The sequence below is a fragment of the Campylobacter sp. RM16189 genome (assembly GCF_012978815.1).
Classification (GTDB): domain Bacteria; phylum Campylobacterota; class Campylobacteria; order Campylobacterales; family Campylobacteraceae; genus Campylobacter_A.
This window is the reverse complement of the sequence record NZ_LIWR01000003.1, coordinates 207,207-225,158: the sequence shown is the minus strand read 5'-3', so window position 1 is coordinate 225,158 and position 17,952 is coordinate 207,207. Positions and strand designations below refer to the sequence as shown.

23 protein-coding genes are annotated in these 17,952 nt (G+C 36.9%); 11 read left to right on the top strand and 12 right to left on the bottom strand.

The window, feature by feature from the left end; all coding sequences use genetic code 11:
- The 3 genes from CDOM16189_RS03340 to CDOM16189_RS03330 all read right to left on the bottom strand — a co-directional run.
- On the bottom strand, positions 1 to 502 hold a 502-nt coding region (locus CDOM16189_RS03340; protein ID WP_170000720.1), incomplete at its 3' end, for a retention module-containing protein.
- 150 nt (positions 503 to 652) lie between these two features.
- Positions 653 to 1,045, bottom strand: a complete 393-nt coding sequence (locus CDOM16189_RS03335) for an NfeD family protein (protein WP_169974064.1) — start codon at positions 1,043 to 1,045, stop codon at positions 653 to 655.
- A 16-nt stretch (positions 1,046 to 1,061) separates the two neighbouring features.
- A complete protein-coding gene (locus CDOM16189_RS03330; protein ID WP_169974066.1) occupies positions 1,062 to 1,976 on the bottom strand; it encodes an SPFH domain-containing protein in 915 nt (304 codons plus the stop codon).
- A gap of 114 nt (positions 1,977 to 2,090) precedes the next feature.
- Between CDOM16189_RS03330 and CDOM16189_RS03325 the strand changes: the two genes are divergently transcribed.
- Together CDOM16189_RS03325 and CDOM16189_RS03320 are read left to right on the top strand one after the other, a co-directional pair.
- Positions 2,091 to 2,537 (top strand): copper resistance protein NlpE N-terminal domain-containing protein, encoded by a 447-nt coding sequence (locus CDOM16189_RS03325; RefSeq protein WP_169974068.1) that lies wholly within the window; start codon positions 2,091 to 2,093, stop codon positions 2,535 to 2,537.
- Between the two features lie 96 nt (positions 2,538 to 2,633).
- Positions 2,634 to 3,836 (top strand): MFS transporter, encoded by a 1,203-nt coding sequence (locus tag CDOM16189_RS03320; RefSeq protein WP_169974070.1) that lies wholly within the window; start codon positions 2,634 to 2,636, stop codon positions 3,834 to 3,836.
- On the opposite strand, the gene CDOM16189_RS03315 is transcribed toward CDOM16189_RS03320, so the two are convergent.
- The 9 genes from CDOM16189_RS03315 to CDOM16189_RS03275 all read right to left on the bottom strand — a co-directional run bounded on the left by CDOM16189_RS03315 (position 3,833) and on the right by CDOM16189_RS03275 (position 10,905).
- Positions 3,833 to 4,582 (bottom strand): CheR family methyltransferase, encoded by a 750-nt coding sequence (locus CDOM16189_RS03315; RefSeq protein ID WP_502707250.1) that lies wholly within the window; start codon positions 4,580 to 4,582, stop codon positions 3,833 to 3,835. The two genes, CDOM16189_RS03320 and CDOM16189_RS03315, sit on opposite strands and share 4 nt — an antisense overlap.
- 82 nt (positions 4,583 to 4,664) lie before the next feature.
- The gene (locus CDOM16189_RS03310) at positions 4,665 to 5,231 is read right to left on the bottom strand and encodes a CheB methylesterase domain-containing protein (RefSeq protein ID WP_169974074.1); all 567 of its coding nucleotides are present in this window, start codon (positions 5,229 to 5,231) and stop codon (positions 4,665 to 4,667) included.
- 12 nt (positions 5,232 to 5,243) lie between these two features.
- A complete protein-coding gene (locus CDOM16189_RS03305; protein ID WP_169974077.1) occupies positions 5,244 to 5,510 on the bottom strand; it encodes a FlhB-like flagellar biosynthesis protein in 267 nt (88 codons plus the stop codon).
- 22 nt (positions 5,511 to 5,532) lie between these two features.
- Positions 5,533 to 7,197, bottom strand: coding sequence for a flagellar hook-length control protein FliK (gene fliK, locus CDOM16189_RS03300; RefSeq protein WP_169974079.1), 1,665 nt, complete (start codon positions 7,195 to 7,197; stop codon positions 5,533 to 5,535).
- 16 nt (positions 7,198 to 7,213) lie between these two features.
- Positions 7,214 to 8,401: an MFS transporter gene (locus CDOM16189_RS03295; RefSeq protein WP_169974478.1), complete on the bottom strand. Its 1,188-nt coding sequence runs from the start codon at positions 8,399 to 8,401 to the stop codon at positions 7,214 to 7,216.
- 19 nt (positions 8,402 to 8,420) lie between these two features.
- The gene (locus CDOM16189_RS03290) at positions 8,421 to 8,972 is read right to left on the bottom strand and encodes a hypothetical protein (RefSeq protein ID WP_169974479.1); all 552 of its coding nucleotides are present in this window, start codon (positions 8,970 to 8,972) and stop codon (positions 8,421 to 8,423) included.
- 5 nt (positions 8,973 to 8,977) lie between these two features.
- Positions 8,978 to 9,265 (bottom strand): AtpZ/AtpI family protein, encoded by a 288-nt coding sequence (locus CDOM16189_RS03285; protein ID WP_169974081.1) that lies wholly within the window; start codon positions 9,263 to 9,265, stop codon positions 8,978 to 8,980.
- Positions 9,258 to 10,544: a glutamate-1-semialdehyde 2,1-aminomutase gene (hemL, locus tag CDOM16189_RS03280; protein ID WP_169974083.1), complete on the bottom strand. Its 1,287-nt coding sequence runs from the start codon at positions 10,542 to 10,544 to the stop codon at positions 9,258 to 9,260. Before hemL ends, CDOM16189_RS03285 begins: the two co-directional genes overlap by 8 nt.
- A complete protein-coding gene (locus tag CDOM16189_RS03275) occupies positions 10,534 to 10,905 on the bottom strand; it encodes a c-type cytochrome (RefSeq protein WP_169942476.1) in 372 nt (123 codons plus the stop codon). The genes hemL and CDOM16189_RS03275 overlap by 11 nt, the downstream gene beginning before the upstream one ends.
- 84 nt (positions 10,906 to 10,989) lie before the next feature.
- Here CDOM16189_RS03275 and folD point away from each other — a divergent pair, with 84 nt between their 5' ends.
- The 9 genes from folD to ychF all read left to right on the top strand — a co-directional run bounded on the left by folD (position 10,990) and on the right by ychF (position 17,950).
- A complete protein-coding gene (folD, locus tag CDOM16189_RS03270; protein ID WP_169974085.1) occupies positions 10,990 to 11,838 on the top strand; it encodes a bifunctional methylenetetrahydrofolate dehydrogenase/methenyltetrahydrofolate cyclohydrolase FolD in 849 nt (282 codons plus the stop codon).
- Positions 11,839 to 11,841: 3 nt separating this feature from the next.
- Positions 11,842 to 12,708: a signal peptidase I gene (gene lepB / locus CDOM16189_RS03265; protein ID WP_169974087.1), complete on the top strand. Its 867-nt coding sequence runs from the start codon at positions 11,842 to 11,844 to the stop codon at positions 12,706 to 12,708.
- A gap of 6 nt (positions 12,709 to 12,714) precedes the next feature.
- Complete coding sequence (locus tag CDOM16189_RS03260; protein ID WP_169974088.1) at positions 12,715 to 13,359, top strand: site-2 protease family protein; 645 nt, start codon at positions 12,715 to 12,717, stop codon at positions 13,357 to 13,359.
- Positions 13,360 to 13,461: 102 nt separating this feature from the next.
- Positions 13,462 to 13,914 carry a ribose 5-phosphate isomerase B gene (gene rpiB / locus CDOM16189_RS03255; RefSeq protein ID WP_169974090.1) on the top strand — a complete coding sequence of 151 codons (453 nt, stop codon included), beginning with the start codon at positions 13,462 to 13,464 and terminating at the stop codon, positions 13,912 to 13,914.
- Entirely contained in the window at positions 13,911 to 14,243 is a 333-nt protein-coding gene (locus CDOM16189_RS03250; RefSeq protein WP_169974091.1) for a hypothetical protein, read from the top strand. Before rpiB ends, CDOM16189_RS03250 begins: the two co-directional genes overlap by 4 nt.
- A 16-nt stretch (positions 14,244 to 14,259) precedes the next feature.
- Positions 14,260 to 14,808 carry an adenine phosphoribosyltransferase gene (gene apt, locus CDOM16189_RS03245; protein WP_169974093.1) on the top strand — a complete coding sequence of 183 codons (549 nt, stop codon included), beginning with the start codon at positions 14,260 to 14,262 and terminating at the stop codon, positions 14,806 to 14,808.
- A 1-nt stretch (position 14,809) separates the two neighbouring features.
- Positions 14,810 to 15,406: a DedA family protein gene (locus tag CDOM16189_RS03240; protein ID WP_169974095.1), complete on the top strand. Its 597-nt coding sequence runs from the start codon at positions 14,810 to 14,812 to the stop codon at positions 15,404 to 15,406.
- Positions 15,396 to 16,847, top strand: coding sequence for a leucyl aminopeptidase (locus CDOM16189_RS03235; protein WP_170000721.1), 1,452 nt, complete (start codon positions 15,396 to 15,398; stop codon positions 16,845 to 16,847). Before CDOM16189_RS03240 ends, CDOM16189_RS03235 begins: the two co-directional genes overlap by 11 nt.
- Positions 16,847 to 17,950: a redox-regulated ATPase YchF gene (gene ychF / locus CDOM16189_RS03230; RefSeq protein ID WP_170000719.1), complete on the top strand. Its 1,104-nt coding sequence runs from the start codon at positions 16,847 to 16,849 to the stop codon at positions 17,948 to 17,950. The genes CDOM16189_RS03235 and ychF overlap by 1 nt, the downstream gene beginning before the upstream one ends.
- Positions 17,951 to 17,952: the final 2 nt, after the last annotated feature.

Here is a 17,952-nt window from a genome sequence, read left to right as displayed (position 1 = left end):
GAGGCTCTGGTTGCGGTTGGGACGCCAAATTAGGAATGTTAGCTCCAACAACCGAAGAAATTTCTCTGTTATTATTTATAGCAGATCCCAAATCACCATAGTCAGAAAGAACGTTAGATATACTACCGCTTCCTAAAAACGAAGTTTGGCTAAATGAACCTTCAGAATTTATTGCACCACCACCAGCGGCCGTTGCCTCTAGATTTTCTAAATTTTCACCTTGCAATATGCCTTTTTGTAACGAAGATATATCTGCCAAAACATTGTCTTCTGAGCCAGAATCTATAAGACCTTGACCTAAAGCCAACTCATCGTTACCCAAAATTGTTATCTCTTTTCCATCATTAAGAGTTATAACTACGCTACTTAACTCTCCTTCGGTTTTTATAGTCTCTCCTACAAATACTTTATCTCCTACATTAAGTAATCTTTCGTTTCCGTTAGCGTCTACTGCCAAAACTTTGCCTGAAATTTGTTTTACGACTCCGTTAATAGTTACCATAAAATCTCCTTTTCATTTTAATTTATCAACATTATACATTTATAGCCAATAAAAATCTATTGTACTAAAGTACAATATAAATTGGCAGTAACATTTTATATTCTTTTAATATCTTTAACATAAGAATAACTAAAATTATAAAACGAATAGCTATTTCAATATAACCTTATTTCCTTTTGTGCCAATTATCTGAACCTTTTCTCCTTCTTTTAGCTCTCCATCGTAATTCCAAAGAGTTCCTTTGAAGTAAATCTTACCCTCTTTTACCTCGCCGATTCCACTTTCGTTTAAAAAATCATCCTTAACCTCATTTTTTGAGCTATAAAATTTCTCTTTTATAGGCTTTTTTAGGGTAAAAAGCAGGATGACGGATATAATAGCTGCAAGTAAAATTTGATGATACCAGAGCATATCTATAAAAAATCCAAAAAATCCTACTATCAAAAACCCAAGGCCAAAAAACATTATAAAAAATGAGCCTATAAGTAGCTCGGCTACTATCAAAAATACACCTAAAGCTAAGACTAAAAACGGAGATATCATTTTATTTTCCTAAATTTCAACTTTTCTTAGTGCCTACAAAGTTCTTTAAAACACTAATGGCTCCGATTAGCTCAGTTGCCTCATAAGGTACTAAAATTTTATCCTTGCTACTATTTTTTGCAAGCTCATTAAAGGCTACTACGCGGTCTCGAGCCAGCAAAAACTCTGCTGCATTGGCATTTTTTTCCATACTCTCATTTATCATATCCATAGCATCTTTTTGACCTTGCGCGATCGCTATTTGCTCATATTTTTTAGCATCAGCCATTCTCTCTATAGCTTCGGCCTGCAAGACTTTTTCTTGTTTCAAAGCCTCTGCATTTCTTATCAAAGCCTCTTTTTCAGCCTGTGCTTTAAGCTCTATAGCTCGCTTTTCACGCTCTGCTTTCATCTGCATATTCATAGCTGCCTCAATTCCCGCAGGCACTGAAATCTCTGAAATCTCAACACGCATAATTTTTACACCCCAGTTGCTCGCGGCATCTCCAAGAGCTGTTTGAAGCGCAGCGTTTAATCTATCTCTGGAGCTTAGAGTATCATCAAGATTCATCGCTCCTATCTCGCCTCTAAGGGTAGTCATGGCTAAATTTGCGATGGCTTTTTTATAGCTATCAACGTTATAAAGAGCCATTCTTCCATCAGTCACCTTTAGAAACACGATACCATCAACAGAGATGTTTACGTTATCCTTTGTAATAACCTGCTGCTTTAAAATATCGACAAGTTGCTCTCTGACTGTTATTTCAGCCCTAATCCTATCTATAAAAGGAATTATTAGATGAAATCCACCGTCTAAAACCTTATGAAATTTGCCCAAACGCTCAATTATCATGATATCTGATTGAGATACGATTTTGATACCGGCTTTTAAAAATAAAAAAACCAAAACGGCTATAATAACGACAAAAATAATAAACGCTTCACTATACATTTAGTCTCCTTTATAGATTTTAAACTATTATAACACATATGGATTTAAAAATTTTAAACTTATCTAGCTATAATTTAAATTAGTTATAATCACAAAAATTTAAAAGGATAGCCGATGAAAAGGATGATATTTTTTATAGTTATTGCGTGTATTTTTTCAGGCTGTGCTTCACAAAATTTAAATAAACCTACATCAGAGTGTGAGAAAACACAAAGTACGACTACCTGTAAAATTCAAAACATAAAAATCCCAAACACGTTTTTAGCAAATCTAATTTGTAAAGAGTGTGAAAGTGCGACAAGCACGCTTACATTAAATGAAAACAAAAGCTTTCAAATAAAAACTGTGCTTAACAAAAAAAATGTTCAAAAAATAGTTGAAACCGGACTTTTCTCGATAGATGGAGACATCCTAACTCTCACAAATCAATATAGGGAAAAAAGCAAATATAGGTTTGACGGGATAAATTTAATCAGAATTGAATCAAAAGATATCTTCGTAAAAGAACCGATTTGGCAAAAGGTGATATATAGACCTTTGGAAGATAAGCATTCAAACTAAATTCATGAAATTTACTAGCTAACTAATCCTTAAATTTTAGGAGAATTTTGATAAATTTACGTTTTTTAATATGGACTGGAGCAAGTAAAAATATAAATGAATAGATTTATTGCCTTACTAAAAAAGGATCAGATTCTCACCCGCCTTTCGCTTATTCAGCTAATATGCTATTTTGGAGTTTGGTTTTCACACACTGGAGTATTTACACTGCTAATCGAGCTTAAAGCCCCCGTATGGGCTATAACTACCGCTGCTGCTTTGGCATTTTTACCTGGAGTTATTTTAGCTCCTTTTAGCGGAATTTTAGTTGATAAATTTAGTCCAAAGCCCATGCTTGTACTGCTTACCATAGTAGAGGCTGTGACGGTATTTATGCTCATTTTCATAGATTCTTTGGATATGCTCTGGCTACTTTTTACAATCATTTTTATAAGAGCGGGTGTGGGAGGCACATACTTTCAAGTAGAGATGAGTCTTTTTCCTAAAATTTTAAATAAAGATTATTTAAAGCTTGCCAACGAAATTCACTCTTTAATATGGGCATTTTCATATACGGCCGGAATGGGACTGGCTGGTATTTATATACATTTTTTTGGTATTAAAAGCGCATTTTTACTTGACTGCATCTTGTATATCATAGCTCTTTTTATCTTGCTAAAAATAAATATCAGAGGAGAGTTTTCAAAGGCTTCAGCCTCAGCTATGCAGATGCTAAAAAGCGGACTTTCGTATATGAAGCAAAATCCTATTATAATGCACCTGATTTTGCTTCACGGAATAGTAGGTGTGACATCTTATGATGCCCTTGTAGCACTTTTGGCCGACTATCGGTACAAAGAGCTTTTATCAGCCTCTCTTGTAATAGGCTTTATAAATGCGTGTAGAGCCATAGCTCTTATTAGCGGTCCTATCCTGATGAGTAAAATCATAAACAATAAAAATTTAGTCTATATCTATATAGGTCACGGGGTGGGGGTCTGCCTATGGGGGATTTTACAATTTAACTTCTATCTTGGATTTTTAGGCACTATGGCGGCAGGATTTTTTACTTCGACACTTTGGAGTTATACATATACCTTGCTTCAGCGCAAATGCGATGAGAGGTATCATGGACGCATAATAGCATATAACGATATGGTTTATCTTGGAATAGGAGCCATAACATCAGCCAGTATAGGAATGCTATTTAAGCTTGGAGTTACACTCTGGGGCATTACGATACTAATGGGATGTATGTTTTTTTTAGGGGCTATATATTGGAGTATAGTTTATAAAAAATACAAAGATACTCTAGACTAGACCTTTGTGTAATAAGTCACATTTGGTGATGTTAGCTTCTTATATATATTGGTATAAGGCACCAAGTCAGCGTGCCCCATATAAAGCCTTCCGCCGTCGTTTAAAATTTTATGAAATCTCTCGACGGTCTTTAGCTTATACTCTTCGTTAAAATATATAATCATATTCCTAGAAAATATAATATCAAATTTGCCAAGTCTAAAAATAGAATCATCAAAGATATTTACTAAGCTAAATTCACACCTTGGCAAAAGCTCTTTTTTTATCCTAAATTTATCATCCACTCTATCAAAATAGAGCTTCTTTTGCGTATCGTTTAAACGGTGCAATGATCGCTCGGAATACAGCCCCTCAAAGCACTTATCTATAGCTTCTGAGTTTATATCTATGCCGGTAATTGAAATTTCAGAGGTGTTAAGTAAATTTGAATGAGCCAAGATCCCTAGAGAATATACCTCCTCTCCGCTAGAACAAGGGGCGCAAAGTATGCGCACCATGCCTAAATTTTTAGCATAATAGATTGCTGCTTGAAGCTGAGTAAGCTCTCTAAAAAAATATGTCTCGTTTATTGTGATGAGGTTTAGTATATCTTGTCTAAGGGATCTATCGACACTAATCTTTAGGCTTAAATTTTCAAATGTGGCAATACTGTTGGCTTGACAAAAATTTGCCAAACGATGCCTTACGATATCTTTTTTTGATTCAAGATCTACCCCGCAAATACTCTTAATATTGTCTATCAGCATATCAAGCCCCGAACTATCGCTAGGCAAAGGAGGTATTTTTGTATCTTTTACACCTGATGCAACACTATCTTTCTTAAATTTATCAAAAAACATTTATAAACCTTTCAAGCTCAGCTCTTATTTGATAAATAGACATGGATTTAAGATTTGGATTTATCTCTTTTGCACGCTTTGGCATACCATATACTATCGCACTCTCTTTACTTTCCGCTATACAGTTTGCTCCGGCCTTATAAAGCTCATTCAATCCCCTTGCTCCATCATCTCCGATGCCGGTAAGAAGTATTGCCATAACATCACAAAATTTACAAGCTTCAACAGCAGAGCTAAACAAAATATCTACATTGGGATTATATGTAGTCTCTTTAATAAGATCACATACTTTTGCGCTAAGTGGCCTGCATGTAGTTATTTCGGAATTCTTTTCGCATATATATATAGCATCCTTAAGCTCTGTTTTGCCTTCCAGCCTTACCACGTCCACACAACACTCTTTGCCAAATTGATCTGCAAAACTTGGTATAAACATTAAGCTCATATGCTGGGCTATAACAACACTCGTATTGTGTATTTTTAAATTTCTAAAAAGCTTCTTTAGGTGTCCTGGACCTCCAGTAGAAGCTCCTACTAATACTAATTTTCTCTTCAAATTTTATCCGATCTATTTTTTATTTGTCATTCTATAAAGAAATCCGAAAACCTCGGCAACTGCCTTATAAAGATTAGGCGGAATCTCGTGATTTATATCCACCTTGCTTAATAGTTCTACCAAATCTGCATCCTCTTTTATAGGGATATCGTTAGATCTTGCTAAATTTATTATATTTTTGGCCACTTCGCCAGATCCGCTGGCTAAAACTTTGGGTGCATTATCTTTTGAACGATTATATCCTAAAGCTACTGCTTTTTTAGTCTTTACTTTCGCCAAAACAAAATCCTTAAATCACAACTCATATTATCCTGTCAAATCCCATATTAAGTCTATCAAAATCATTATAAAGCGTATTTAACGAGAGCTTTGGCATTGTTTTTAAACTAAAATTAGAAAGTATTAGACCTTGATCGTTTATGACCCTTTTTAGCTCTTTGGCGCCGCTTAAAATCAGCTGCTTAAACTCCTCTTTTTGAGTTGCTATGGATATATCTATATATCTATTTTCACTTAGTCCTAAAACTATATTAATACTGCCTAGCTTCTGGAAATTTAAATCTATCTGCGCATAGTGCTTTTGCTTTTTACCGCGTTTAAAGGCGATTTTAGCTCCGTCAACATCATCCCAAACATAAGGAAGATATGTCTCAATTCCTCCTGCCACACTTGATACTAGCTGATGCATCTCTATCTGAGCTATCAGTTTTGAGCTCAGCTGATTTATTTGAGAATTTGGGTCGGAAACGCTCTTCGCCTGCAAATTTAAAAGCACGCTTTTTACATCATTTTGAAGCGCTTTTACACTCTCTTCTGCAATCTTTGGCTGAATATTTTTAATATCTTTTTGAGCCAAATTTTGCTGTTTTGAAAGCCTGTTTATCTCATCTATATTTGTCTTTGCTTCAAATCCTATTTTATCGGCTAAATTTAACGCCTGATTTAGCTTATTTGCAACAGCTTTTAATCTATCTTGCAAACTCAAATTTTCTACACTAAATCCTTTATTTAAAATTTGCTCGACAAATGAATTTATCACATTTGGTTGATTTACCGTATTTTCTATAGCTTTTTCAACTTCATTTATAAGACTTGAAAGCTCTTTTAAATTTGAGCTATAAGTTCTATTTTGACTTAGTTTTTCTGTTGAAATTTCAGGCATTTTAGCCTTTAAATTTGCCATTAATTCATTTATTTTACTAATCTCATTATTTACTGCTTTTTCACTCAAAACAAGTCCTTTTTCGCTCATTGCATTGGCCTGCTTATCTAGAAATTTAACGATATTTTCAAGCTTGGCACTGTTTTCTAAGAGCGACTTTATAGAGGAGTTATTTAAAATTTCTTTGTTTTGAATTTTTGCGTTTTTTAAAATTTCACTTAGTTTTTCAAAGCTCTCGTTAGTGTTTAAACTATCATCTTTGGCTAGAGTTAAAATTTGATTTAAAAGCTTGGAATTATATAAGTTTTTAATATCGTCAAAAAGTTTATTTATTGAAACTGGAAGGATATTTTTATTTACTATAACGTCTTTTAAATTGGCCTCAAGCATTATTCCGGAATTTTTGATCTGCTCATTTAATGCACTCGCTTTAAGCTCTGCAACAGGTTTTAAAAAGCTCTTTAATTTATCAACAAATGGCTTTAGGTCAGGATTTTGATCTGCTAATTTTATTAAAGATTTCAGATCTTTTACTAAATTTGGCGAAACCTGCAAATCTTTAGCTTGATTTGCGATTTCAGCCATCTTTGCACTGCTAGAGCTTGTCTTAAGCTCGTCTAAAAGCCTATTTACAAGTTTATTGATATCGCCTATATCGTTAATAGAAACTTCTGAATCTATTTGAGTCGGTAAATTTTGAGGCTGATTTTTAAATAGAGTTTTACCCTCTTTGGTCTCGGAGCCTTTTAATTGATTTGAGTCTAGCCCTATCTTAGCCGAGGTTAAATTTCTTAAAATTTCCATATTATCAAATCGCTATTTATCGCTTGTGCTTCGTGCCTACAGTGACATTGGCTATGGTTCCAGGGCTATGTTCAAAGCTCTTTCTGCTCTCAATTGGAATAGTTTTTTGAGTAAGTGCAAAAATAATAAGAGATATCAAAAGCACCACATAGACCCACATAAATCCCTGAGGACCAAAAAAATACATAGTAGCCCCCATTATTATAGGAGAAAATAATGAGCCTAGAGAGTAGCTAAATAGTATAGCCCGTCCTATCTCTATAGATTTTGATTTATATTCAAGCATATCATTTGCCCTTGCAAGAGCCAAAGCGTATAGGCAAAAGACTCCGGACCCTAAGAAAAACGATAATATGTATTGTAAATTTATGCCAGCATCAAATAATATGAATATAATCGCCGCAATTAAAGATATAACAGAGCAGCCGATTATCACCGGTCTTCTTCCGAATCTATCGGAAAGTGAACCTATAACGCAGTGAGCTATAAACCCTCCAACCATCGCAATAGTCATAAAAAACGAAACCTCTTTGGCATCATATCCTTGAAGTAGTATATATATGCTAGCCATAGAAAAAAAGCCGTTTACCAAAACTCCGGCAACTATGCTTGTAATAAGAGCTAGCGGCACTAAGTTAAATATACTTGGTATGCTAACGCTTCTTTTTTCTGGTATTGGCGGCTCTTTAATACGGTTTAAATTTAGAGGAATACTTGATAAAAGAATAAAAGCCGCGCTGATTAAAAATATCTGAGAGCTAGTTAGATTAAATCCTAATATCAAAATTCCAAGTCCAAAACAAGAGTAAAAAACAACTTCGTAAAAGGCTAAAACACGCGATCTTATCTGATCCTTAGCTCTAGTATTCAGCCAGCTTTCAGCTATCATCAAAATAGAGTAATAACAAAATCCAAGACCGCCTCTAAGAAGCGCCCATAGATATAAATTCTGGCTTAAATCATGAAACATAGCACAGACGCCAAATATCGATGAAAATATGGCAAAACTTCTAATATGCCCTACTTTTGATACGATTTTGTGTGATATTATAGTGCTAAGCATGGCGCCTACAAAAAACACTGATATTACAAGTCCGGTTTCAAGCTCACCAGCGCCCATTTTTTTAAGCTCAATTCCAGCCGAGCTTACTACAAGTCCATTTCCTACAAAAAGAAGCGCTATCCCGAAAAATAGCGGGATCATCGCCTTTATCGTTCTTTTACTACTTGTCTGCACGACTCATTACTCCATAAACTAAAGCTCCTATGGGCATAATTCCAAGAGCTATTAAAAATGCTATGATATTTAAATTTCCCTGTCTGTTTAAAGCTAAAAATCCAAGAGCCAAAACAGCATAAGTAATAAGCCTAAAAGGCACAAAAGCGGTATGCAAATTTGCAAATTTAGGAATCTTTTTCATAGCTTCTTTTTCTCTTTTTAAAATTTCCTTAGGATCAAGCTCTTGTTCAGCAAGGTCCTCTATTTTGCTATCTTTTTTAATGATTTTTTTACCATCGTCTGTGTATTCGGTAAAATTTTCACCCCATTCGCTACCATCATCTTCATCATAATAGTCATCGTCTAAGATAAATTTCTCGTTCTCAACTCTTGAAAGAACACGTCTTTGATACGATTTAAATGTCGCAAACAAGATTAAAAGAGAGCCAAAAAACGCTACTTGAGTACTATAAAACCAGCTTTTGCCCATAAAAAAAGAGCTTGCTAAAAGCAAAATTTCAAAGATACCGTAAATAGCTAAAAGCCTTCTAGCCACAGACACTATTTGTCTTCCTCTTCATCATCCTCATCGTATGGCACAGGCTTAAATTTTGTCTCGTCTTTAAGCTCATCCATACTCTTTTTAACTCTATTATAAGCCTTTTTGACATTTAAAATGGCTGCTGCGATACCAAAAGCCATACCAACAAACAGTGCCCAAGTCCAACCCGTCTGCTTCATTATCCAAAACCCAAGTCCGGTTCCTATGGCAACCGCAACCACCATAGATATGCCAAGACTTAGCTGCTCTGCACCCTTTACAATCTCGCCAAAATTTAGTTTAGCCATTGTTTTTTATCTCGCACAAAGATTCCTCTGCGGCTTTGACCGCGAATTTTATATTTTCTTCGCTCATTACATTGCATATAAAGCCTGTTTCAAACTGACTAGGAGCTAGATAAACTCCTTTTTCAAGCATCTTTTTATGAAATTTAGCATAAAGGGCGGTATCGCTCTTTAGCGCATCGTCATAGTTTTTTACTTCAAATTCATTAAAAAAGAATCCAAACATAGAGCCGCGAGTGCAAATTTGCAGATCTATGCCGTTTTTATCGGCAGCTTCTTTAAAGCCCTCAACAAGCATCTTGGCAAGTAAGCCGAGCCTATCATAGAGCTTTTCGTCTTTGTAAATTTTGCTAATCGAAGCGATACCTGCAGCCATAGCAACAGGATTTCCGCTTAGCGTGCCCGCTTGATAAACGGCGCCGTTAGGGCTTAAGCAGTCCATTATCTCGGCCTTCCCGCCAAATGCAGCCGCACTCATGCCTCCACCTATAACTTTACCGAAGGTTACCATATCGGCTTTTATTTTATTAAACTCAAACGATCCGTGCTTGCTTGCTCTAAAGCCGCTCATCACCTCATCAAAGATAAGCACAGCCTTATACTCATCACAAAGCGTTCTAAGACCTTCTAAAAACTCATTGCAAGCAGGCACAAGACCCATATTTCCGGCTATCGGCTCGATTATCACCGCTCCTATTTGCGCACCGCTTTTAAATATCGCTTCAACGCTTGCAAGGTCGTTATATTTTGCTAGATAAGTATTTTTCACCACATCCTCAGGAACTCCCGAGCTTGAAGCGTTTCCATAAGTGGTAGCGCCACTTCCCGCCTTAACCAAAAGCGCATCGCTATGACCGTGATAGCAACCTTCAAATTTGATAAGTCCGTCTTTTTTACTGTATCCTCTTGCAACTCTTATTGCGCTCATCGTAGCTTCCGTGCCTGAGCTTACGAAACGAATTTTTTCTACATTTTCAAACTCATCGCAAATAAGCTTAGCAAGTTTCGTCTCAAGCTCACAAGGCGCGCCAAAGCTAAGTCCTCTTTTAGCCGTTTCTATAACCGCATTTTCTATATCCTTATCACAGTGTCCAAATATAAGCGGTCCCCAGCTTTGAATAAAGTCAAGATAGCGATTTCCCTCTACATCCACAAGATAAGCGCCCTTGCCGTAACTTACCATAAATGGCTCGCCGCCAACGCTGCCGAATGCTCGAACGGGCGAATTTACGCCACCTGGAATATAGCTCTTTGCCTCTTTGAAAGCCTCTTTATTTGTCATCTTTTTTGTCCTTATCATCATTGAAATTTTTTACGTATTCGTATAATAAAAGCGTCTCTTCATCTGTTAAAAAATAGCTTGGCATAACGTCTTTTGGGCGCTTTAAAGCTTCGCTAAATTTCCAAAAATCAAGGTTGTTGATACGAGGAGCTTTTAGTTCTGCATCAACCATTTCATTTTTCTTTTTGTCAAAGTGCTTAAATTTAGCTATGAGCGCACCTTCGCCTTTTTTGCCATGGCACTTATCGCATCCTATGCCGCGCGGGTTTGAGTAAAGCATCTTGGCGTATTCGTTTTTGGTTATAAAATCGCTTGCAAAAACGCAGTTAAAAAGCAAGATCGGCAGAATAAATTTTCTCATACGCCCTTTTCGTTTTTTGTAAAATTTAATATAAAATTAGCTATGATACAATCTTTGTGATTAAAACAGCATAAAGGATTGGTTATGATTTTGCTAGACGGAAAAGCCGTAAGCGCAAAGATGAAAGAAAGAGTTAAAAACGAAGCCGTGAAGCTCAAAAATTTAGGCGTTGAGCCTGCTCTTGCGGTGATACTAGTCGGAGAGGACAAGGCAAGCCAAACATACGTCGCATCAAAAGAAAAAGCCTGCCACGCTTGCGAGATCAAATCCATCATGCACAGGTTACCCGAACAAACAACTCAAAGCGAGCTTTTGGCACTGATAGATCTTTTAAATTTAGACGATAGCATAGACGGGATTTTAGTCCAGCTTCCGCTTCCAAAACACATAAATACGAATAAAATTTTAGAAAGCATAAGCCCGAACAAAGACGTAGACGGCTTTCACGCGATAAATGTCGGCAAATTAGCAAGCGGACTTGACGGATTTGTGCCTTGCACACCGCTTGGTATAATGGAAATTTTAAAAGAGTATAAAATAGATGTAAAAGGCAAAAACGTTTGCGTAATCGGAAGAAGCAATATCGTGGGCAAACCTATGGCAAATTTGCTTCTAAACGCAAGCGCAACGGTTACCGTAACTCATAGTAAAACCAAAAATTTAAAAGAAATTTGCCTAAATTCCGATATCATCGTAGCTGCGATAGGAAAGCCGTTTTTTCTAACAGCCGATATGGTAAAAGATGATGCAATAATCATAGATGTAGGCATAAACAGACTCGAAGACGGAAGACTTGTAGGAGATGTCGATTTTGACTCGGTCGCGCCAAAATGCTCTTATATTACACCGGTTCCCGGCGGAGTGGGCCCTATGACAATTGCAATGCTGCTTGCAAACACTATCAAATCAGCCAAAAATAGAGCAAAGGCGTAAATTTTGAAAAAGGCTTTTAATAAATTTTTAGACTTCTCAAACAGCTGGACAGGCACCGTTGTAATTGTCCTGCTTGTCATATTTTTTATAGCTCAAGCTTTTGTAATTCCGTCAGGTTCTATGAAAAATTCACTCCTAATAGGCGATCACCTCTTTGTTAAAAAATTTAGTTACGGAATCCCTACTCCCAGAATTCCATGGATAGAGCTTAAAATTTTACCAGATTTTAGAGGTAACGGACATATTATAAACGGAGACGGACCAAAGCGAGGCGATATCGTTGTTTTTAGATATCCTCACGATGAGAAAATTCACTATGTAAAGAGAAATTTTGCAACCGGAGGAGATGAGGTAATATTTACAGAAAAGGCTCTATTTTTACACCCTAAAGAAGGAGAGGAATTTATCAAAGAAAATTATCCAAAAGAGAGCTTGATAACAATAGCTGGAAAACTCTTTGTAAAAGAGCCTTATAAATTTCCAGGAATTTACTATGACGATAAGGTAAATTTATTCGAGCAGGCGCTATATTATTTAAATGCTGGCAAATTCGCTATGCAACCAGTTATAGTCAATGAGCTTGACAAGATAAAAGACCTGCCGTTTAATGCATTTTACTTCAAGGTTCCAGATGATGAGTATTTCATGGTAGGAGACAACAGAGACCACTCTAACGATAGCCGCTTTTGGGGAAGCGTTGCCTATAAAGATATTGTCGGAAAGCCTTGGTTCATCTACTTTAGCTGGGATAACGAGTACAAGATAAGATGGAATAGAATCGGTAAATCGATAGAAAGCATCCAAAACGATTCTATATATGCCCAAAAAGCTATGAGCGAAGGGCATGATGACGGCACCAAGATAGAGTGATAAGATTTGAGCGGATTTGAAAATATCGATATCGTAGAGATTGTTACTCTTGTCATAGCGCTCACCATAGCTATCGTAGGACACGAGATAGCTCATGGGTGGGTCGCTTATAAATTTAAAGACAATACAGCCAAAAATCTCGGTCGCCTTAGCATAAACCCTATCAAGCACATTGATCCGTTTGGAACCATCATATTTCCGGGATTGCTATATATTACCGCCGGATTTGTTATAGGATGGGCCAAACCTGTTCCTATAAACGCTAATACGGTTATTAGAAACGGTGGATATAAGGCGATGATATTAGTATCTCTTGCAGGAATTATATATAACTTTATTCTTGCAACCATATCGTTTTTTATGATAAAAACCGGGATTTTTCAAGCGGATTTACAAAAATTTTTAATTATGCTCATGCTCGTAAATTTAATACTAGGGCTATTTAATCTATACCCTATTCCTCCGCTTGATGGCTCTCAAGCTGTAGAATACTCACTAAGATCCATAAATCTTCATAAAATCGCAAGTTTATTTTCTAGTCTTCAACGTTACGGAATGATAATACTTATTCTCATCATAGCCTCACCGCTTAAAGACTATGTTTTTTATCCTATAAGATATGCGCTTGAAATGGTTAAATTTGCGCTTTAATTAAACAAAAAACGCAAATTTTTATTACCGAAATTTAGAAAATTTTTATTTAATAGTAGTTTTGATATAATTGCTAAATTTAATAAACCTATGGACTACTTAATGAATATCGAAAAGATTTTTATAGCGAGCGACCACGCAGGATTTGAACTAAAAGACGAGATAAAAACATTTCTAAAAACCTTAAATTTAACAGTCATAGACCTTGGTACAAACAGCTCCGAAGTAAGCGTAGATTATCCAGATTTTGCAAACTTGATGGCGGAAAATTTAAAAAACCAAAACGAATATGGAATCCTAATCTGTGGAACAGGTATTGGAATATCAATTGCCGCCAATAGACACAAACATATTAGATGTGCGCTATGTCACGATATATACACAGCATCTATGGCAAGAGAGCATAATGATGCAAATATAATCGCTTTTGGTGCAAGAACTACAAAGCCAGAGGATGCAAAAGAGATGATAAAAAAATTCTTTTCATCCGAATTTGCGGGAGGAAGACACTTAAGAAGAGTCGATAAGCTGGGCTGCTGCAGGGCGCAAATATGATAACTGATTGGCTCATACTTACATTCTTAATCTGCATTTGCATATATTTAGTTGTAATGGTATTTTACTTCAAAACCCTACTTAAAAAAGAGAGAGCTACTAAAGATTTTATGAAAGATAATCTCCAGGATACCGAAGTTGTTATCAGAAAGCTTCAAGTTCAATTACAAAGAAGTCTAGGCAATATCGATATTCTAACCGAGGAACTCGGCAAGGTAAAAAATGATGCAAACGCCCTTCGCACGAGAAATTCTCAATACCGCTTAGAAAATGACAAGCTAAGACAGAGAATTCGTGAGCTAGAGGGTAAAATCGAGGCATTACTATAAATTTTAAGGACAAATCATGAGAGAGTTAAGTCAAAAAGATAAAGAGTTTTTACTAGATTCAATCCGCTGTATCAAGGATTTTCCAAAACCCGGAATAGTTTTTCGCGATATAACTACTCTTTTAAATAATACCGAAGCTTTTAACTTTTTAATGGATCATCTATTTGAGAGATATAAGGATTTTGAGATCGACTTTATTGCAGGTATAGAATCGCGCGGATTTATATTCGGGGCGGCTCTCGCGGCAAGACTTAGGATACCTTTTGTGCCTATTAGAAAGCCTAAAAAGCTGCCTTATATAACGATTTCGCAAAAATACTCGCTTGAATACGGAGTTGACGAGATAGAAATTCATATAGATGCATTTGGCGATAAAAAGGATGCTAGAGTGCTTTTGGTAGATGATCTCATAGCCACCGGCGGCACGGCCAAAGCTTCGGTTGAGTTAATCAATCAAACCGACGCAAAGTGTGTTGAAGCGTGCTTTTTAATAGATTTAAAAGAGCTTAAAGGAAGCGAGAATCTAAAACCTCTTACAAAAATTTATAGTATTTTGGAGATCTAATATGGAGGCTTTTTTTATAGATCTTCTTACAAAATACGGATATATTATACTTTTTATATGGTGTATGATGGAAGGAGAGATGGCTCTCATTATGGGAGGTATCATGTCTCATACGGGACAGATGGATTTGGGACTTGCTATATTTATAGCAGGACTTGGCGGATTTGCAGGAGATCAAGTCTATTTTTACATAGGGAGATATAATAAAAATTTTATATCCAAAAAACTACGTTCCCAAAGAAGAAAATTCGCAATAGCCCATATACTTCTTAAGAAAAACGGATGGCCGATCATCTTTATTCAGCGCTATATGTACGGACTTAGGACTGTAATACCTATGAGTATAGGACTTACAAGATATGATGCCAAAAAATTTGCTTTTATAAATTTAATAAGCGCATGGTGTTGGGCTGCGATAACAATCATCCCTGCATATTTTTTAGGAGAGCATATACTAGATATTTTAGATAAGGCAAAAGAGCATTGGTATATAGCAATACCTATTGCTGCAACCTTCCTTGGGGCGCTTTTGTATGGATTTAAAAGGATAGAAAACAAGATATTAAATGAAAGGAAAAATAGACGTAATGCAATTTAGTATAGTCAATAAAAAAATAGATGCCATAAAAGCCGATTTGGAGCTGATCTTTGTCGTGGATAAAAATTTAAAGCATAAATTTATAAAAGACGACAAAAGCTTTAAATTTAGCAACTACAAAGGCGATGGCTCCCTACTTCTCATAGAAAATGCAAGACTTTATATACCATTAGCCAAACTTGAATTTGAAGAATTTAGACTAGCTGCGGCAAAAGCTTATAACGCCGTCAAAGGGCTAAACGTCAAAAAACTCAAGCTTGCAAGCTATCTTGGCGAATGCACCAAAATGAGCTTTCAAAGCTTGGTTGAAGGCTTTGTGCTTGGAGCTTACGAATTTAACAAATACAAAGAGAAAAAAGAAGCTTACGCGCTAGATGAGATCATCTTTAGCTCGGAGGAATTTAACGGCAAAGAAGTTGATATATCAAAAGCCCAACTTGGTATCAAGCACGGTGAGATAATGGCAAATGCGGCAAATTTCACCAAAGATATCGTAAATGAAATTCCTGAAATTTACACTCCGGTAAAAATGGCTGAAGATGCGCAAATTTTAGCTAAAAATTTAAAAAACGTAACATGCAAAATTTACGATGAAAAATTCCTAAAAAAAGAGAGTATGAACGCATTTTTAGCCGTAAATCGCGCAAGCGTGCATCCTCCTCGCCTCATACATCTTGTCTATAAACCAAAATCTCCTAAAAAGAAGATCGTATTTGTAGGCAAAGGCTTAACATACGATAGCGGCGGACTTAGCTTAAAGCCTGCTGATTATATGCTTACGATGAAAGCCGATAAAGGAGGAGCGGCGGCGGCGCTTGGTATCATTAAGGGAGCAAGCGAACTTGAGCTGCCTTTTGAAATTCACGCTGTTTGCGGAGCGACTGAAAACATGATAGGAGGAAACGCCTACAAGCCTGATGATGTACTGATCTCACGCTCAGGAGTGAGCATAGAAGTAAGAAACACTGACGCAGAAGGTCGTTTGGTGCTTGCTGACTGCCTAAGCTGGGCGCAAGAGCTAAAGCCTGATATCTTAATCGATATGGCGACACTTACGGGCGCTTGCGTAGTGGGTCTTGGCGAATACACCATAGGGCTTATGGGAAATAACGAGGAGCTAAAGAGCGAGCTTAAGGCAAAAAGCGCAAAAAGCGGTGAATTTGCTTCTATCTTAGAATTTAACCGCTTTTTAAAAGAGCTTGTAAAAAGCCAGATAGCAGACGTTAGCAACACCGCTTCAAGTAGATACGGCGGAGCCATCACGGCCGGCATATTCCTTGATAAATTCATAAAAGAAGAGTTTAAAGATAAATGGATTCATCAAGATATCGCAGGTCCTGCATATACCGAAAAAGCGTGGGGATACAACCAATCAGGCGCGACGGGTGCGGGCGTAAGAATGAATCTATATTATCTTAACGCACTTGCAAAGGAGCTGTAATGGGTCTTGGAGTAGGTATCGTAGGACTTCCGAACGTCGGCAAATCAACTACTTTTAATGCTCTTACAAAGGCGCAAAATGCAGAAAGCGCAAACTACCCGTTTTGCACGATCGAGCCAAACAAGGCCGTCGTGCCGGTGCCTGATAAGAGATTAAACGAGCTAGCTAAAATCGTAAATCCAAATAAAATTCAGTATTCTACTATAGATTTTGTCGATATCGCAGGACTTGTTAAAGGCGCAAGCTCGGGCGAAGGACTTGGAAATAAATTTCTTTCAAACATCCGCGAAACCGAAGTCATACTTCATATAGTGCGCTGCTTTGAGGATGAAAACATCACTCACGTAGAAGGCGGCGTAGATCCGGTGAGAGATGTAGAAATCATAGAAACCGAGCTAATCCTAGCCGATATCGAGCAGCTAAATAAAAAAATCGAACGCCTGAATAAAGATGCAAAAGCCAATCAAAAAGGTGCAAAAGAAGCGCTTGAAATAGCAACCAAGCTTTTAGCCCACCTAAATGAGGGCAAGAGCGCAAGTAGCTTTGAAGACAGAGAAGAAGAGGCGTTTGTATCCTTAAATAAAGAACTAAGGCTACTTAGCGCAAAAGAAGTAATATATGGCGCAAATGTCGACGAGGAAGGCATAAGCGAAGATAATAAGTATGTAAAAAAACTTCGTGATTTTGCCGCTCGTTCAGGGCATGAGGTGATAAAACTATGCGCCAAGATAGAAGAGGAGCTTGTAGGACTAAGCGACGAAGAAGCGCATGAGTTTTTAAGCTCGCTTGGCGCAAACGAAAGCGGTCTTGAAAAGATCATTCGCACCGCTTTTGCTAAACTAAATTTGATAAGCTATTTTACCGCAGGCGTTGTCGAGGTGCGAGCATGGACGATCACAAAAGGCTGGAAAGCTCCAAAAGCCGCAAGCGTAATTCACAACGACTTTGAGCGAGGCTTCATCAGAGCAGAGGTAATCAGCTATGATGACTACATAGCTTGTAATGGCGAAACAGGTGCAAAAGAAGCGGGCAAAATGCGTCTTGAAGGCAAAGAATATATAGTGCAAGACGGCGATGTAATGCACTTTAGGTTTAATGTTTAATT

What these genes read in the sequence shown, in the direction of transcription:
- CDOM16189_RS03250 (WP_169974091.1), top strand. Translation starts at nt 13,911, where the DNA reads ATGATAACTGATTGGCTCATACTTACATTCTTAATCTGCATTTGCATA.
- CDOM16189_RS03240 (WP_169974095.1), top strand. Translation starts at nt 14,810, where the DNA reads ATGGAGGCTTTTTTTATAGATCTTCTTACAAAATACGGATATATTATA.
- rpiB (WP_169974090.1), top strand. Translation starts at nt 13,462, where the DNA reads ATGAATATCGAAAAGATTTTTATAGCGAGCGACCACGCAGGATTTGAA.
- CDOM16189_RS03335 (WP_169974064.1), bottom strand. Translation starts at nt 1,045, where the DNA reads ATGATATCTCCGTTTTTAGTCTTAGCTTTAGGTGTATTTTTGATAGTA.
- CDOM16189_RS03275 (WP_169942476.1), bottom strand. Translation starts at nt 10,905, where the DNA reads ATGAGAAAATTTATTCTGCCGATCTTGCTTTTTAACTGCGTTTTTGCA.
- CDOM16189_RS03330 (WP_169974066.1), bottom strand. Translation starts at nt 1,976, where the DNA reads ATGTATAGTGAAGCGTTTATTATTTTTGTCGTTATTATAGCCGTTTTG.
- CDOM16189_RS03295 (WP_169974478.1), bottom strand. Translation starts at nt 8,401, where the DNA reads ATGATCCCGCTATTTTTCGGGATAGCGCTTCTTTTTGTAGGAAATGGA.
- CDOM16189_RS03325 (WP_169974068.1), top strand. Translation starts at nt 2,091, where the DNA reads ATGAAAAGGATGATATTTTTTATAGTTATTGCGTGTATTTTTTCAGGC.
- fliK (WP_169974079.1), bottom strand. Translation starts at nt 7,197, where the DNA reads ATGGAAATTTTAAGAAATTTAACCTCGGCTAAGATAGGGCTAGACTCA.
- hemL (WP_169974083.1), bottom strand. Translation starts at nt 10,544, where the DNA reads ATGACAAATAAAGAGGCTTTCAAAGAGGCAAAGAGCTATATTCCAGGT.
- CDOM16189_RS03320 (WP_169974070.1), top strand. Translation starts at nt 2,634, where the DNA reads ATGAATAGATTTATTGCCTTACTAAAAAAGGATCAGATTCTCACCCGC.
- ychF (WP_170000719.1), top strand. Translation starts at nt 16,847, where the DNA reads ATGGGTCTTGGAGTAGGTATCGTAGGACTTCCGAACGTCGGCAAATCA.
- folD (WP_169974085.1), top strand. Translation starts at nt 10,990, where the DNA reads ATGATTTTGCTAGACGGAAAAGCCGTAAGCGCAAAGATGAAAGAAAGA.
- CDOM16189_RS03315 (WP_502707250.1), bottom strand. Translation starts at nt 4,582, where the DNA reads ATGCTGATAGACAATATTAAGAGTATTTGCGGGGTAGATCTTGAATCA.
- CDOM16189_RS03235 (WP_170000721.1), top strand. Translation starts at nt 15,396, where the DNA reads ATGCAATTTAGTATAGTCAATAAAAAAATAGATGCCATAAAAGCCGAT.
- apt (WP_169974093.1), top strand. Translation starts at nt 14,260, where the DNA reads ATGAGAGAGTTAAGTCAAAAAGATAAAGAGTTTTTACTAGATTCAATC.
- CDOM16189_RS03285 (WP_169974081.1), bottom strand. Translation starts at nt 9,265, where the DNA reads ATGGCTAAACTAAATTTTGGCGAGATTGTAAAGGGTGCAGAGCAGCTA.